General features: G+C 53.5%; 11 protein-coding genes. 1 reads left to right on the forward strand and 10 read right to left on the reverse strand.

Annotated elements, in window-relative coordinates; translation table 11 throughout:
• Positions 1–97: 97 nt before the first annotated feature.
• The 10 genes from spoIIE to PAECUDRAFT_RS24615 form a co-directional block, all read right to left on the reverse strand.
• The gene (gene spoIIE / locus PAECUDRAFT_RS10785; protein WP_233516758.1) at positions 98–2,539 is read right to left on the reverse strand and encodes a stage II sporulation protein E; all 2,442 of its coding nucleotides are present in this window, start codon (positions 2,537–2,539) and stop codon (positions 98–100) included.
• 411 nt (positions 2,540–2,950) lie between these two features.
• Positions 2,951–3,439: a S1 domain-containing RNA-binding protein gene (locus PAECUDRAFT_RS10790; RefSeq protein WP_006038128.1), complete on the reverse strand. Its 489-nt coding sequence runs from the start codon at positions 3,437–3,439 to the stop codon at positions 2,951–2,953.
• Between the two features lie 126 nt (positions 3,440–3,565).
• Entirely contained in the window at positions 3,566–3,877 is a 312-nt protein-coding gene (locus PAECUDRAFT_RS10795) for an FtsB family cell division protein (protein ID WP_006038129.1), read from the reverse strand.
• 20 nt (positions 3,878–3,897) lie between these two features.
• Entirely contained in the window at positions 3,898–4,518 is a 621-nt protein-coding gene (yabQ, locus tag PAECUDRAFT_RS10800; RefSeq protein ID WP_006038130.1) for a spore cortex biosynthesis protein YabQ, read from the reverse strand.
• Entirely contained in the window at positions 4,515–4,817 is a 303-nt protein-coding gene (gene yabP / locus PAECUDRAFT_RS10805) for a sporulation protein YabP (protein ID WP_006038131.1), read from the reverse strand. Before yabP ends, yabQ begins: the two co-directional genes overlap by 4 nt.
• Before the next feature lie 56 nt (positions 4,818–4,873).
• On the reverse strand, positions 4,874–5,395 hold the full coding sequence (locus PAECUDRAFT_RS10810) for a phage tail protein (RefSeq protein ID WP_006038132.1): 522 nt from the start codon (positions 5,393–5,395) through the stop codon (positions 4,874–4,876).
• A gap of 20 nt (positions 5,396–5,415) precedes the next feature.
• Complete coding sequence (locus PAECUDRAFT_RS10815) at positions 5,416–5,916, reverse strand: phage tail protein (protein ID WP_006038133.1); 501 nt, start codon at positions 5,914–5,916, stop codon at positions 5,416–5,418.
• Positions 5,917–5,967: 51 nt separating this feature from the next.
• Positions 5,968–6,480: a phage tail protein gene (locus PAECUDRAFT_RS10820; protein WP_006038134.1), complete on the reverse strand. Its 513-nt coding sequence runs from the start codon at positions 6,478–6,480 to the stop codon at positions 5,968–5,970.
• Positions 6,481–6,507: 27 nt separating this feature from the next.
• Positions 6,508–7,011: a GNAT family N-acetyltransferase gene (locus PAECUDRAFT_RS10825; RefSeq protein WP_050794321.1), complete on the reverse strand. Its 504-nt coding sequence runs from the start codon at positions 7,009–7,011 to the stop codon at positions 6,508–6,510.
• A gap of 1 nt (position 7,012) precedes the next feature.
• Positions 7,013–13,435, reverse strand: coding sequence for an S-layer homology domain-containing protein (locus PAECUDRAFT_RS24615; RefSeq protein ID WP_006038136.1), 6,423 nt, complete (start codon positions 13,433–13,435; stop codon positions 7,013–7,015).
• 193 nt (positions 13,436–13,628) lie between these two features.
• On the opposite strand from PAECUDRAFT_RS24615, the gene PAECUDRAFT_RS10835 reads away from it, so the two are divergent.
• The gene (locus PAECUDRAFT_RS10835; RefSeq protein ID WP_006038137.1) at positions 13,629–14,291 is read left to right on the forward strand and encodes a histidine phosphatase family protein; all 663 of its coding nucleotides are present in this window, start codon (positions 13,629–13,631) and stop codon (positions 14,289–14,291) included.
• Positions 14,292–14,312 lie beyond the last annotated feature (21 nt).

The following is a 14,312-nucleotide window of genomic DNA, read 5'->3' on the forward strand; positions in this document are numbered from 1 at the left end:
GTCCCCCTTGCTCCGACGACTTCTCTTTATCGACTAACGTTATCTATGATTGCTCCAATGCGGCCCTGTCATGACTTCAACCTTTTATCCGCTCAAATCAACTCACCGTCCTTGGGCGTTCGAAGCGCGGAATGCCTGTCCAACGGAAGGTCGCCCATTCCGGCTGATGCTTGTCCACGCGTGCAACAACGACGGTCATGTCATCGATAATCTCCCCTTCGTGGTGACGCACCACCCGATCCAGCAGCGCATCCGCGATTTCTTGCGGCTCTGTGACGCTAATTTCCTGAATAATCCGCTTCATCCACATCTCCTTGTTAACGGCATGTCCCGGCGCGTCATAGATGCCATCTGTCATCATAATGAGCGTGTCGCCCGGCTGAAGCTGCATCGTAATGAGATCCACGTCAATATCCTGCAAAATGCCAATCGGCAAGTTATTCGCCGTAACCTGAATGACCTCCTGTCCGCGTTTAATGAAGCTCGGCGTCGAGCCGATCTTCAAGAACGTCGTCTTCGCTGTGTACATATCGATCAATGCGACATCCACCGTCGCGAACACCTCGTCAGGCGAACGCAGCAGCAGCACCGAGTTAACCGATTTAATCGCTAGACGCTCGTCCATCCCCGATTGCAGCAGCTGTTGCAAAATGGTCAGAGCCGTGCTGCTCTCCAAGCGCGCACGCTCGCCATTGCCCATGCCATCGCTAATCGCGACTGCGAATTTGCCGTTCCCGAGCTCGATCGTGCTAAAGCTGTCTCCCGATAGCAAGTCCCCGCCTTTAGCGAGTCCAGCTATGCCCGTCTCCACCTCGAATTCCTTTGCGGAGCCGAACGTTACGAGCGCAGGCGATCCTTGCCGCTCTGGATAACGCTCCGCTTTCACCGCGATATGCTCGCCTAGAATGTCCGTCAGCAGCGGCGCAATAATTTTACGGCATTCGTCATACCCCCTCGCGAATGTATGGTAAACCTCAATCTCAACGTTCCCCTCCTCTAGATTAATGATGTCGATGCTCTGGATCGACAAGCCAAGCCCTTCCAGCGCCTCTCGAATCTGCTCCTCCTGCAGATGAAGCGTCTGGCCCTCCCGCTTAATTTCTTTCGCTAGATCCTCCATGACCTGCGACACGCCGGACAACTGGTCTGCGACGAGCTGCCTGGAGTCGATAATTTGCTTCTTCCAATGACGATCGTTTTTGTACAGCTCGTATTGCTGCTGCATAACGCCGAGCACTTGCTGCGGCTTGACACAATGCGCCGTCCACGATTTGGGCATCTCTTTGGTCGATGGCTTCCGCCCCTCCTCTACTGTGGTCATCATATCGGTCATCAGCTTATACGTTTGATAAAACTTCGCTTCCCAGCACATGCCGCGCCGGTGGCAGGTCTGGCAGCTTTTTTCCGCGACCGCATTCATAAAATGGTTAAATTCCTCTTCGCGTTTCACCGCCTCCACTGCGCCATTAAGCTGGCCGAAGCTCTTGGACAGCTGGCGGAACACCTCCGAGAACTGCTCCACCCGCTCCGCCGTCACCTGCCTCACTCGCCGCGCATATTCGTGCTGCGATTTCACATGCTCCTGCGTGCCCGGCACGAACCGGGCGATCGTCCGAATCATAATTTTCGGCGTGACCAGGAACAGTACCGCAGCCGCTACAGATTCATACGTAGAAGCCATTACATCGGCTTGGCTTCCAATATAGACCGATAGAATCGACGTGCCGAGCAGCATGCCGAACGACACGGCCATTTTACCGCCCTCTCGCATTAATCCTGCCAGCATCCCCGCGAAAGCGAGCAAGCTCATTTGCACGATGGCATTAAAATCAGCAAGACTCAGGATCAGTCCGGCAACAACCCCGACCGACGCGCCCAGAGGCGCCCCGCCTGCCAGTGCGAATAACAGCAGCATATACCGCGACATCACATGTTCTGCGGATAAGCCATACACCCCCCAACCGACAGCGCCGGTCATAATTGATGCCATGAGAATCATCAAGCATATAATCTCTTCATGCCTCAGCCCGCTCGTCTTCTTCGTCATCGTCAAGACCGGGATGGCTTGTACGAAGACAAGGGTCAGCACAAAGGATAATGAAGCCTCCACGACAATCATCATGAGATCGTACCAGCCGAGGCTATTATGGATAAATGCCCCGAATAGCTGGACGAGCAGCGTTGACGTGAAGACGAGAAGCGGTGCGTACGATAACTCTGCGCGCTCGTATGCTTCCAGCCCCTTCAGAAGCAGGAAGACGACAGCAAGCTCCATCGCGATAGGGCCCGGAGAAGGGGAGAGCGCGAAGAAGCTTCCAGCGACGAGCGCTATGCCCGCCCAAAAGCATACGTCCCGTCTTAAGAAATACAAGACGGCGAAATAGGCAGCGGCAAACGGCATCAATGATTCAAGAATGACAGCTCGTCCAAGCAAGAAACCGACGACAAGAAGAAGGATCGTCCACTTCTTAGCAGCAAGCAGCTGAATCATTTTCCGCCCAGCGGCCCAATCGCGACCTTTTCGCACGGCTTGCTGCATTGCCGCCGCGCTTGCCTGCTGTACGTTTGGAAACATGACCAGCTTGTTCTTCTCTTTCACAGGACACACCACCATTTCCGAGTTATTGTGTTTTTGATTATAGAGGCCTGTCCTTATAAAGTTTGTCAGAAAGCGTTCCCAGCAAAAAGTTTTTTCCGACAAAACGTTCGCCGCGCCGCGCTCATGTCGGGAAAGCTTGCCTTCAAGCCCCGTCTGGGATTAGCGGCTGTTCCCCCTGCTTTCGCGCGCTGCGTCTTGACGGAAGACGCCGACATCCGCTTGGCGAATCACCGTTCCCTCTTGTCGGGAATACCGGACTTTCAGGGGAAAGTTTTTGGAATACGCCACAAAACGCAAAAAAAGCAGAACCACGAAGGTTCTGCTTTTACTCGCTTATTCATCCGATGATGATTATACCCGCTTGGCTCCGCGTCCACCGCGTTTGCCCTCGGTGTTCTTCTTGAGGGAAGAGATGCGTTCCTCGCTGTCTTTCAGGAAGCGCGACATTTTGTCTTCAAATGACGGTTTTCCGTACGGCGCTTTACCAGAGGATGACTTGAAAGGACGTCCGCCGCGGTCTTGTCCGCCACCGCCGCCACCGCCGCCCCGGTTAAATCCACCTGCGCGCGGTTCGCGTTGCTGTGGTGCTGGCTGGCCCTCTGGCCGATCAATAGCCTGCTTAATGGATAATCCGATCTTGCCGTCTTTGTCGACATTAATGACTTTCACCTTGACGACGTCTTCTAGCTTCAGGTGATCCTTTACGTCCTTAACGTAGTTGTCGGCGATCTCGGAGATGTGCACAAGCCCCGTCACGCCCCCAGAAAGATCAACAAATGCTCCGAAATGCGTAATGCCTGTCACTTTACCCTCTAACTTAGCGCCCACTTCAATTGCCATAAAAGAAAACGTTCCTCCCTAAGGAATATACATGACGGTCTCTATGGAGACCTTACTACCGTAATTATAACGTAACGTAGAAAGCGAGGTCAACAGACGAAGAACCCGATTTGTACGGGCTGCCGACTATTCTGCTACCTGAATCACTTTCTCGCCCTCGCGTACCATCCCTTGCTGGCTCGCTAACTGCCCAATATACTCGGGATCATGAAGCCGATCGATCTCTTGCTTGAGACTGGTCAGTTCCTTCTCAGCAGCGTCCTTCTGAGCCTTCGCTTCAGATAAGCGCTGCGATGCAGCACCGCGGCTCTGCTCCTGATTAATTAACGTATACAATGCCCAACATGCGAAAATTATAACAAAGGCAAGCCATAGCCGCTTGCGCCGCTTCGTTCCGGCGGGTGCCGCACTTATTGCTTGCTGTCTCACATTCGCCATGAACACTGCACCACCTTTCATCAGGAAGATCTACCGAACGTGCGCTTCCACCAACCCGTCACTTGACTGATCAGCTTGCTTGCTTTCGCTGGAAGCCCCCAGCCTGCGATTATGGGTTGCAGACGCTTGGCCACAGGTTGCCACAACGGGCGAAGCAGCCAACGCGAGAGAAGCCAGAACGGACGGATCAATTGTACCACAATTTTGCAAGAGAAAATAGTAAGGGCAACCAAAAACCCGAGCAGCACCTTTGCCAGCTTGTACAATATAAGCAATGGACGAACAATAAATATATCAAACAAACGAATAACCAAGCCGATCATATAGCGCACCGCTTGGATCAGCCACCGGACGGAAGCGATAACGGAGCGGCTCAGCATCAAGAAGTAAACGACTACGCCGATCACAAGTCCTAGAAACACGTACGCCCGCACCTCGCCGTTGTTGCCGGCGGACAGGACCTGGAAGACGACGAGCGTTGCCGCTGCCCAATAGAGCAGGTCGAACAAGGGAAGCGTCCACTTCGCGAAGCGAAGCTCATGCGATACGACGCGATAGCCGTCGAAGACGATTCCCATGCCGATGCCGGACAGCAGCATCAATCCCAATGTGAGCCACTGTTCATTAAGCGTGAGATTCATTTGAACAGCTTCCCGAACAGCCCTTTGGTTTTCGTCTGCGGCGTTCCATCCAGATAGGCGAGCGAATGGATGAGCCCTTCAATGGCGACAAGTCCCTGCTCCAGACTAAGATGCTTCATATGCAGGTTCTGGCCCCGAATCGTCAGAAACCCCAGATCTGTCTCCAGCAAAAACTCCTCGCTGTCAAAGCTATCTACATTACGCACACCTGTCAATTCGAGCAGCTTGCGATTGTGCATCGTCATCTCTTGCCGCTCGGACCTCTCTGGGCGCTTAGGCCCCTTCCCTTGCTCCAACATGGCCGCGTCCCCTCCTTCGAGACTAGCCTATGAAGGAGGGGACGCTATTAGAACTGCTATGGGCGTTGCGGGAAAATGCCTTGCAAAGCAATGATGTAGTTAACAGTGATGTAAGGCTGCATATTGTTATGCGGCTGGGTGCCGCCAGTCGCTTGCAATGCAAGGGGATGCATCGTCGTATTCGGCGCTGTATCCGTGTAGAGCTGCGTGCCCGTTCGGCCGGAAGTGCCCCAGCCCGCGTTATCCGGTTGCGCGGTGGTTGCCGATTGTCCGCCCTTGGCTGTATGCGTATGAGCAGGAATTTCGGTTTGGAGAAGCGTCACGTTCGCTTCGCCTGCTTGTTCACCTTGACTACGCAAGGATAGGCCTGGACCTTGTCCATAGTGCATAGGAGCGCTCCCCATCAGATTGGGAAGAGCAAATGTGGTCTTGCCATCTCCGCCGTACATCGTGCCCAACAGGGAAAACAAAGCTGTATATCGTGAAATGGGAAGAAGTTGACCGTTGCATAACGCCCAGTTATTCGGAGCAAAGTTGCCCGCGAACTGGCGAATTTCGCCTAAAAATGGATCTGCCATCGATTATGCCTCCTCGTTGATTAGCCTCTGCTCGGGTAAATGCCTTGAACTGCAATACAGTAGTTAAGCGTCAAGTAAGGCTGCATATTGTTATGCGGCTGGCTGCCGCCAGTCGTACCGATTGCCTCGCCCGACATATATTTATCGATCGTTGTCGCAAACGAATTAGCCTTATTCCCAGGCACTGCCCAAGTCATGCCTTGAGGCGCCTTAGACGTAGCATCTACAGTGCTGGCCGATACGTTGTGGGTATGGGCAGGCATCTCATTTAGCGTCAACGTGTGGCTTTCTTCCCCGCCAACTGTGCCCAGCGGAATCGTGTTGCTTGCGCTAACCTGCACGCGTCCACGATAGTCAGGCAATGCAAAGTTCGTCGTTCCGTTTCCTCCATAGGTAGTGCCTAGAAGTGAAAATAGAGCTTGGTTGGTATTGATATTCAGCAGTTGCCCCATGCAAGGCATCCAGCCTTTAGGCGTAATACCAAAACCGAACGCGCGGATTTCTCCCAAAAACGGATCCATTCGAATACCTCCTAGTAAATGATGTCAATAAATCCCGTGAGATGGCGGTTTCTAGCTTTGAGAAGGGAAAATACCCTCTGTAGCAATAATGAAGTTGATCGCCAAATACGGCATCATGTTGTCATGCGGCTGACTGCCGCCAGCGCTAGCAATCAAGGCTGCGTTCAAAGGCTGTCCGGTACTGTCCGCCGGCGCATACGCCGCGTTATCGCCTGTACCCCATACTGCGCCCACTGGCGTATTCTGGGTTACTGTGCTAGATGCGCTAGGAATGTGCGTATGGGTTGGCAATTGATTCGTAATCAGCGTGACGGTTTCTGAACCAGCCGCTTGACCTATCACATAATTGCTTGCACCTGGACGCTGCCCCTGTCCTACCGGAAGCCTGCCTCGCAGATCCGGCAAGCAGAACGTATTAACGCCGTCGCCGCCGTAAGTGGTGCCAAGCAGCATGAACAATACCTCATATTCCGAGATCGACAGCTGCCTGCCATCGCAAGGCAACCACCCAACTGGTGCAAAATTTCCGCCAAACATCCGAATTTCTCCGACGAAATTTTCCATTCTGAAAATCCTCCTGTCGTATGTCTGTTAACCTAACGAGCTGTGCCATTCCATTCTTGCGTTCATCTCATCGGCCTGCACGATGCGGAAACCGCATCGCTCGTACAGCCTTGCCGCTGGATTGCCGGTGCTTACCGTCAAACGAAGCGGCTTGCCGGCTTCCTTGGCCCTATGCTGGAGGTTCGTCAGCAAGTGACGTCCTACTCCTCTGCCTCGGAATTCCGGCAGCAGCGCAATGTCGACAAGCGTCAACCCATCTGACGCCTCTGACACATGCAGCTTGCCTGCTTGCATCCCATCTAGCGTTATCGCATAAATCTCCGATTCCGCATAATAGGCGCGATAGGATCGCTGCTGCATGTCATACTGCATGCGGAGGAACGAGTGCGCTGACGCCTCGTCCCACCCCCATGCCGCGACCTCTTCCGCGCGGACGGACACATAAACCGCCAGCAGGAAGGGGTCTTCCGAATCGACAGGCAGCAGCTTAATTAAAGCATTACTTGAAATCATGCGATTGTGATCAGTCATATTAGATATAATCGGCTTTCTTCAGCAGATTCTCCACCATTACCGTAAGTTGAGCACGCGTAATCGGCTGATCAGGCTGCAGGTTGGCTCCAATCCCGTTCACAATGCCAAGGGATACGCACAATGCCGCTGCATCACGCGACCAGCTATGAATCGATGCCGCATCGCCAAAGCCGCGCAATGCTTGCGCCTTTTGCTCGGCTGTCAGCTTCGTATTAAGGCCGACCAGCTCAGCAGCACGAGCTAGGATAACCATTGCCTCTTCGCGAGTAATCGTTGCATTCGGACGGAATGTACCGTCGGTATAACCGGTGATGAGCCCGCTTCCGCCAGCCAGCGCCAGCGACTCGCCATACCAAGCATCTGCATTGGTATCAGAGTATGTCAGAGCATTCGCGTTCCCATACAGGCCGAAAGCTTGAACCAGAATGGAAGAGAACTCCGCCCGTGTCGCTGTACGATTCGGCGCAAACAGCCCATTGCCTATTCCGTTAATGATAAGTCGATTAGCCAACCCATTAATCGACTGCTCCGCCCAATGCTTCGGCGTATCAGAGAATTTGCCATTCATGCTAATGAGCACGAATGTGCCTTGGGTAAGGCCATGCACACGAATTTCGGTCTGTTTGTCATGCTTCACGAATCGTGTCGGGAGTGATTTAAGCTTGCCATTCGGTTGGAGAAGCGCAGCCGTTGTCGGCTCCTCTGTCAATTCCTCCGGACGATAGCTCACCGCTACATAACCCTTAATCTTCGCTAAGTCTACCCGCTTGCCTTTACGATCGATGTACACCTGATAATGCATCGGAATTGCAACAACCTTAGCTCCGATCTTCTTCACGGCGGCAATCGCCTTGTTGGCGTCGGCTTCTTTGGCAGGAGCAAGCTCGATGCGCAAAACGTCCGTTGGGTCTGTCATCTGATCCGCGAAGGCTTTCAGCATGTCGGCGGATACCCTTATTGTCCGTCCATCCAATTCCAATACCAGGTCGCGCTTGTCGTCACCCAGCAAACCGGCCATTGATGCATTGAGCTTAATAACGCCTGCATCGGCAGCTTGCTTCGGATTGATTACGATAACAAACGGATCGCCCGATTTATTAGGAAGATTGCCTTTCCATTTGTCGCCTTCCAATCCAACTGTTACGGTCTTGCCAAGATCCGTCGTACCAACTTCTGTTTTCACCAAATCCTTCAGCTTCGCTGCGTCCGTTCCTGGTACCGAAATCGGAAGCTCAGTAGTCGGCGGAATAACAATCGGCGAAGCATTATTCGTGATTGTAATCGTCATCGGATCAGAGTAAGCAACACCGTCATATGCACGGAACGTGAACGTCTCTTTGCCAATGAGAGCCGGCTTAAAGGTAAAGGCTCCCGTAGCAGCGTCGAGCGTCAGTGTTCCTGTTGCGGGTTGAGTGACGATCGCGTACGTTAACGTGTCGCCCTCGACATCCGTTGCCTTTACTGTTCCTTTGGCTTCCGCATTACCCGTCACCGTAACTGCACCGTCCTGTGCGACTGGTGCATCATTCACCGCAGCGATTACCAAATCCACCGTAGCATTGCCTGCAGCTGGTACGCCGTTTGATTCGCCGCTCCATTTTAGAGCTGTGTGGCCGTTCCAGTCTTTATCAGGCGTAAAGGCCAATTTGACAATATCAGCAGCGGCAATCTGCTGGCCTGTCGTCACCGCAACGCCATCCAGCGTTAATGCGCCATGCAATGGAAGCGTCAGAAGCTTAATCTGGTGAAGCGGCGCGCCATCCGCACTCGTAAAGCTGAAATCAGCAGCAGTATAGCTGTAAGCCGTATCTTCCGTACCGTTCGTAGTGTGGTCTGCAATCACAGGCACAGAACGCATTTCGATGCTGTCGGAGAACACTGCGCTCTCGTTGCCTGCCGCGTCTCTCACTTTTATCTGTACAGTCTTTGTTCCGTAGCCGCTAGCTAATGTCGCAGAAAGCTGAGGCGTTATGGCCGTCCAGCTGCTCCACGTCGAGCCGCCATCTACCGATACGCTTACTTCCGTTACGCCAGAAGCAGGAGCGGCGCCGTCGTCCGTAGTCAGATCAATCGTTACATCGGCATCTGTCGTCAGCGCAGCCCCGCCGTTTACGGAAGCCGTGCCCGTCGGTGAAGTCATATCAACGACAATGCTGTCACTAACTCGGCTGATATTGCCTACTGCATCTTTCACTTCCATATACACGGTACGATTGCCGTCTCCTGTCTGCAACGTCCATGCCTTGGAAGTCTGATAAGACTCCCATGCACTCCAAGCTGCAGCATCATTGGAGAACCGCATTTGATCAGCTGTGCCATCCGACGTCATCGCCAATTGGGCGGACAAGGAGGATGCAAAGCTATCATTGCTGTTGATCGTTACCGTGCTGGTTGGCGCTGTCGTATCGAGCGTAATCGAGGCGTTCGTCTCATAGACGTTGCCGGCTGCATCTTTCAGACGCAGATTGATTGTCTTCAAGCCTTCTCCCGCTGGCAGCGTCCATGCTTTAGGTGTGCCGATAGGCTCCCAAGCGCTCCATGCACCGCCATCGTTCTGGAACTGCATGCTTACTGCAGAGCTGTCCGGGTTGCTAATTGTCAAGCTAGCGCTTGTCGCATTTGTTGTCGACTCGCCGCTGTTAATGACAAGCGTCCCGTCCGGCGCTGTCGTATCGAGCGTAATCGAATCACTCGCTTCGTACACATTGCCTGCTGCATCCTTCAGCTGCACATGGACCGTCTTGCTGCCGTCGCCGTTAGTTAGCGTCCAGCCCGATTTGGTAGCCGCGATGGCTTCCCAACCGCTCCATGTCGCTCCATCATTGGAGAACTGCATCGAGACCGCTGTGCCATCCGGGTTCGTGATCGCAAGGTCGACAGCTGTATCCGTCGTGTACGTATCACCACTGTTGACCGTTACTGCGCCATCCGGTCCCGTCTTATCAATCTCAAAGCTGAGATCTGTATGGTTGCCTGCCAGGTCTGTTACGACCAGCGTATAAGTGCCTTCGGCCGAAACGGTTGCCCCGTTGGTCAGTGTAGAGCCATTCAGCTCGGCACTGCCGTCGGAGAACGTAACCGTTCGATCCGTGTTATAGAGCCCGTTGTCTGCCACGCCGCCAACCGTTGGCGCCGTTTGGTCCAACGTAATCGTGTCACTTGCTGCATAAACGTTGCCCAGTGTGTCTGCCAATTCGATATTGACTGTCTTCAGCCCTTCGCCTGCGCTCAAGGTCCAAGCAACGGATGCGTCGACGGCTTGCCAAGCCGTCCACGTGCCGCCCGCATTCTGAATGCGCATCGTATCGGCCGTGCCGTCCGGATTCGCTATTGTCAACTGAACGGCCGTTACATTCGTATACGCCGCTCCGCCCTTGATAACGACCGAACCATCCGGCGGTGTCGTATCAAGCGTAATGCCGTCCGTCGCCGAGGAGACGTTGCCGGCTGCATCCTTCAGCTCCACATGTACTGTTTTGCTGCCATCGCCAACACTCAGCGCCCAGCCCGCTTTGCTTGCCGCATAAGCTTCCCAGCCGCTCCACGTCGTTCCGTCGTTGGAGAACTGCATTTGAACGGCCGTGCTGTCCGCGTTAGCGATTGCCAAAGATACGCTCGTTTGTTTCGTTGCCGCATCGCCGCTATTTACGGTTAGCGCCGCGCTAGGCGCCGTTTTGTCGATCTCGAAAGAAATATCTGTATGATTGCCTGCCAGGTCTGTTACGACCAGCGTATAAGTGCCTTCGCTCGAAACGACAGTTCCGCTTGTCACGGTTGAACCATTCAGTTCGGCGCTGCCATCCGAGAATGTAATCGTTCGATCCGTGTTATAAAGCCCGTTGTCTGTCACGCCACCCACAGTCGGCGCTGTCTGGTCTAACGTAATCGTGTCGCTTGTCGCGTACACATTGCCCAGCGCATCCGCCAATTCAATATTGACCGTCTTCAGGCCATCGCCCGTACTCAGCGTCCAAGCAACCGATGGGTCGAATGCTTGCCAGCCGCTCCACGAGCCGCCGGCATTCTGAATGCGCATCGTATCGGCCGTGCCATCCGGGTTTGCAATCGTCAGCTGTACAGCCGTGTCATTCGTATACGCTGCTCCGCCTTTAATAACGACCGATCCGTTCGGAGGTGTCGTATCGAGCACGATGGTGTCCGTTGCCGAAGACACATTGCCCGCCGCGTCCTTCAGCTGGACGTGGACAGTCTTGGTGCCATCACCGCCGCCGCTGAGTGCCCAGCCGGATTTGGTTGCCGCATAAGCTTCCCATCCGCTCCACGTCGTTCCGTCATTGGAGAACTGCATTTGAACGGCCGTGCCGTCCGGGTTCGCAATGCCCAGAGATACGGTTGATGTTTTCGTTGCCGTATCGCCATTGCTAATCGTTAACGCGCCGCTCGGCGGCGTTTTGTCGATTGTAAACGTAATGACGGTTGCATTGCCTGCATCGTCAGTTACTGTGAGCGTATGCGCACCTTCTGCCGTAACCGTATCGCCGCTATTAAATGCACTGCTGTCCAACACACCTGTACCATCAGGGAAAGTGATTGTCTTGTCGGTGTTGTAGAGACCGCTATTCGTAACACCAGTTACAACCGGTGCTGCCGTATCGAGCGTAATCGTGTCGCTGAATGCTGCGGACACATTGCCCGCTGCATCCTTGAACTGCACAGATACAGTCTTAGTGCCGTCACCCGTGCTTAACGCCCAGCCTTTGGTAGCTGCATATGGTTCCCAGCCGTTCCATGCGCCGCTCTCATTACGGAACTGCATCTCAACAGCCGTCGCATCGGCATTGCCTACCTGCAACTGTACAGCTGTTGCATTAACAGCCGCTTTACCAGACTCAATAACAACCGTGCCCACTGGCGCTGTCGTATCAAGCGTAATGCTGTCTGTAACGACAGCTGATACATTCCCTACCGCATCACGGAACTGCACCGATACGGTCTTGCTGCCGTCGCCAGCAGGGAGCGTCAACGATTTGGATGCACCGTATGCCTCCCAACCGCTCCATGTTGTTCCATCGCTAGAGAATTGCGATTCAAGCGGATTAGACAGGACATCAGAAGCAGATAACGTAAGGTTTACATTGGCATTGTTCGTTAATGCATCCCCGTTGTTAATGGTTACCGAGCCTGTTGGTGCCGTCGTATCTAAAATGATCGTATCCGAGGATTGGCCCGATAGCCCGCCGCCATCCGTCAGTTTGAGATAAACAGTCTTCGTACCATCACCCGCAGGCAGCGTGTACGATTTGGTAGCTGCAAAAGCAACTGGCGTCGACCAAGTTACATTGTCGTTCGAGAAGCTCATCGTCAGCGCATCGCCTTCAGGATCAGCCTTGGTGAGCGTCAGCGTTACGTTTTGGCTATTTGTCGCCGCTGCTCCTCCGTTGATTGAAATCGTACCGCTCGGCGCTTCATTCACGTCATTCACGGTAACCGTGAACGGTTTCTCGTAGGTATTGCTCGCCGAATCCGTCACTCGAACTCTAACGGAGTAGCTGCTCTTCGCTTCCTTATCAAATACAGCAGCCGTTTTCAGCTGATTGCCGGTAATCGTGAAGCTTGCATTATCCGTACTGCCCGCTCCAGCCACCAAAGAATAAGTAAACGTCTCGCCCGCGTCCACATCCGTTGCGGAAAGATCACCGACCGCCGTACCAGATGCCTGGTTCTCATTTACGTTCGCATTGGACAAAGCGATGTCCGTAGGCGCTGAGTTAGCCGAATAATAAATATCGATATGAGGACGCTTAGCAGCTACGCTGTACGTCCGGTCATAGACAAGCGCATTAACATAAGTCGCTTTACCTGCCGCCGTTTCCGCGCCAAGCTCGCTTTCAAGCGGTCCTTTTACAACAACCGTTACCGCCGTCGCAGCTGGATTGGCAGCACGGAATGTATTTAAATAAGAGGTGATGTCAAGCTCAACAGTTACGCCTGTCTTGAAAACATCAATCCCGTATACGCCAGCAGGCGTTAACGTTGCTTCATTAACATGAACGGCGTTGCCTTCCGCCCATCCAACGTCCGGAGATAAAAAGATCTTGTAAGTTTCCTGAGTATCCGGCACATCCGGGTCATTATCTACAGATTGGAGTCCTAGGTATAGCTTAGCCGTCTCGACTGTCTTGGTAGGGTTGATATTGCCCGAGTCGATTGGAAACTTGATGACAAGGATAGAATCGCCATAGCTTACGCCGGGATCGCGCTGATATCCGACGATATGAACGCCGCCGCTAAAACCGGCATTATAGTCCCCGCCCGGGTCATACGATTTGTCCTCGGTAGCATTGATTGTTCCTCCAAAAACAGGTGGTAGGGCCGCCTCCGCCTTCTGCGGAACGAGCAGCGGCTGAACGACCGCGACAAACATTGCGGCTAACAGCCATTTTGCCAAACTGCGTTTCATAATTTACCTCCTAAAGTGATATAAATGTATGCACGTATGCAATGATGTCAGCAAGGGCATTCTTACAACTGAAAAGCATATAAAACTAGTAATATTTTACTACCTTTTAATGCTAGCATACCGCATAAATTTTGGCTATAAAAGATGCAAACTATATCCTATATTTATTAGCCCTTCTTGGAGGTTATAAGTCATGCTCAATCGGTTACGATTCGTTGTTACAATACTCGCGATCATTGGAATAAAAAAAGAGCGCGGCATCCCCGGAAACCAGCAGCACGCCTCTTATGCTCTGCCCCGAACCATTGGGCTAGTGCGCCACTATCCGGTCCAGCTTCCGCTCGAGTCCAAGCGAATCGATGCCGCGCAGTTCGCCGGCTGGTGCGACAGATACAACAGCGCGTCCGTCAAGATACCAGCCTCTTCATCCATAAAAGCAACGGACTGGGATGTTTGCCTATCGAGCGACATGCGACGGGCTGCCACAACAGCTCAACATATTTATGGGACAAAAGGTGGAGTTGTCTTTACAACAAAACTGCGTGAAATCGAGCTGGCGCCCTTCTGGAACACGCGCATACGGCTGCCGCTGCTCGTATGGGCCGCTGTTTCAAGAGCCGCTTGGTACGCGTCGCATCGATCCCAGCCGGAGTCCAAGCGGCAGGCTAGAGTTCGCGCAGCCGCATTAGCGGATCAGCTTATGGGGTATGGCGGAGAAAAACGTGTGCTCCTCGTATCGCATGGCGCATTCCTGCTCGTCCTGCAGCGGGAGCTGCGCCGGAGAGGCTACCGCGGGCCGCGCATTATGCATGCTGCTCACGGCAAGCCTTACGTAATGAGACGCGCTGTCGGGTAAGCGCGAAGAAAACCGCCGTAA

Source organism: Paenibacillus curdlanolyticus YK9 (genome assembly GCF_000179615.1).
Taxonomy (GTDB): Bacteria; Bacillota; Bacilli; order Paenibacillales; family Paenibacillaceae; genus Paenibacillus_T; species Paenibacillus_T curdlanolyticus.

Coding starts and splice junctions, on each gene's coding strand:
- PAECUDRAFT_RS10810 (WP_006038132.1), bottom strand. CDS start 5,395: ATGGCAGATCCATTTTTAGGCGAAATTCGCCAGTTCGCGGGCAACTTT.
- PAECUDRAFT_RS10835 (WP_006038137.1), top strand. CDS start 13,629: ATGCTCAATCGGTTACGATTCGTTGTTACAATACTCGCGATCATTGGA.
- PAECUDRAFT_RS10825 (WP_050794321.1), bottom strand. CDS start 7,011: ATGACTGATCACAATCGCATGATTTCAAGTAATGCTTTAATTAAGCTG.
- PAECUDRAFT_RS10795 (WP_006038129.1), bottom strand. CDS start 3,877: ATGGCGAATGTGAGACAGCAAGCAATAAGTGCGGCACCCGCCGGAACG.
- PAECUDRAFT_RS10815 (WP_006038133.1), bottom strand. CDS start 5,916: ATGGATCCGTTTTTGGGAGAAATCCGCGCGTTCGGTTTTGGTATTACG.
- PAECUDRAFT_RS10820 (WP_006038134.1), bottom strand. CDS start 6,480: ATGGAAAATTTCGTCGGAGAAATTCGGATGTTTGGCGGAAATTTTGCA.
- spoIIE (WP_233516758.1), bottom strand. CDS start 2,539: ATGCAGCAAGCCGTGCGAAAAGGTCGCGATTGGGCCGCTGGGCGGAAA.
- yabP (WP_006038131.1), bottom strand. CDS start 4,817: ATGTTGGAGCAAGGGAAGGGGCCTAAGCGCCCAGAGAGGTCCGAGCGG.
- PAECUDRAFT_RS10790 (WP_006038128.1), bottom strand. CDS start 3,439: ATGGCAATTGAAGTGGGCGCTAAGTTAGAGGGTAAAGTGACAGGCATT.
- PAECUDRAFT_RS24615 (WP_006038136.1), bottom strand. CDS start 13,435: ATGAAACGCAGTTTGGCAAAATGGCTGTTAGCCGCAATGTTTGTCGCG.
- yabQ (WP_006038130.1), bottom strand. CDS start 4,518: ATGAATCTCACGCTTAATGAACAGTGGCTCACATTGGGATTGATGCTG.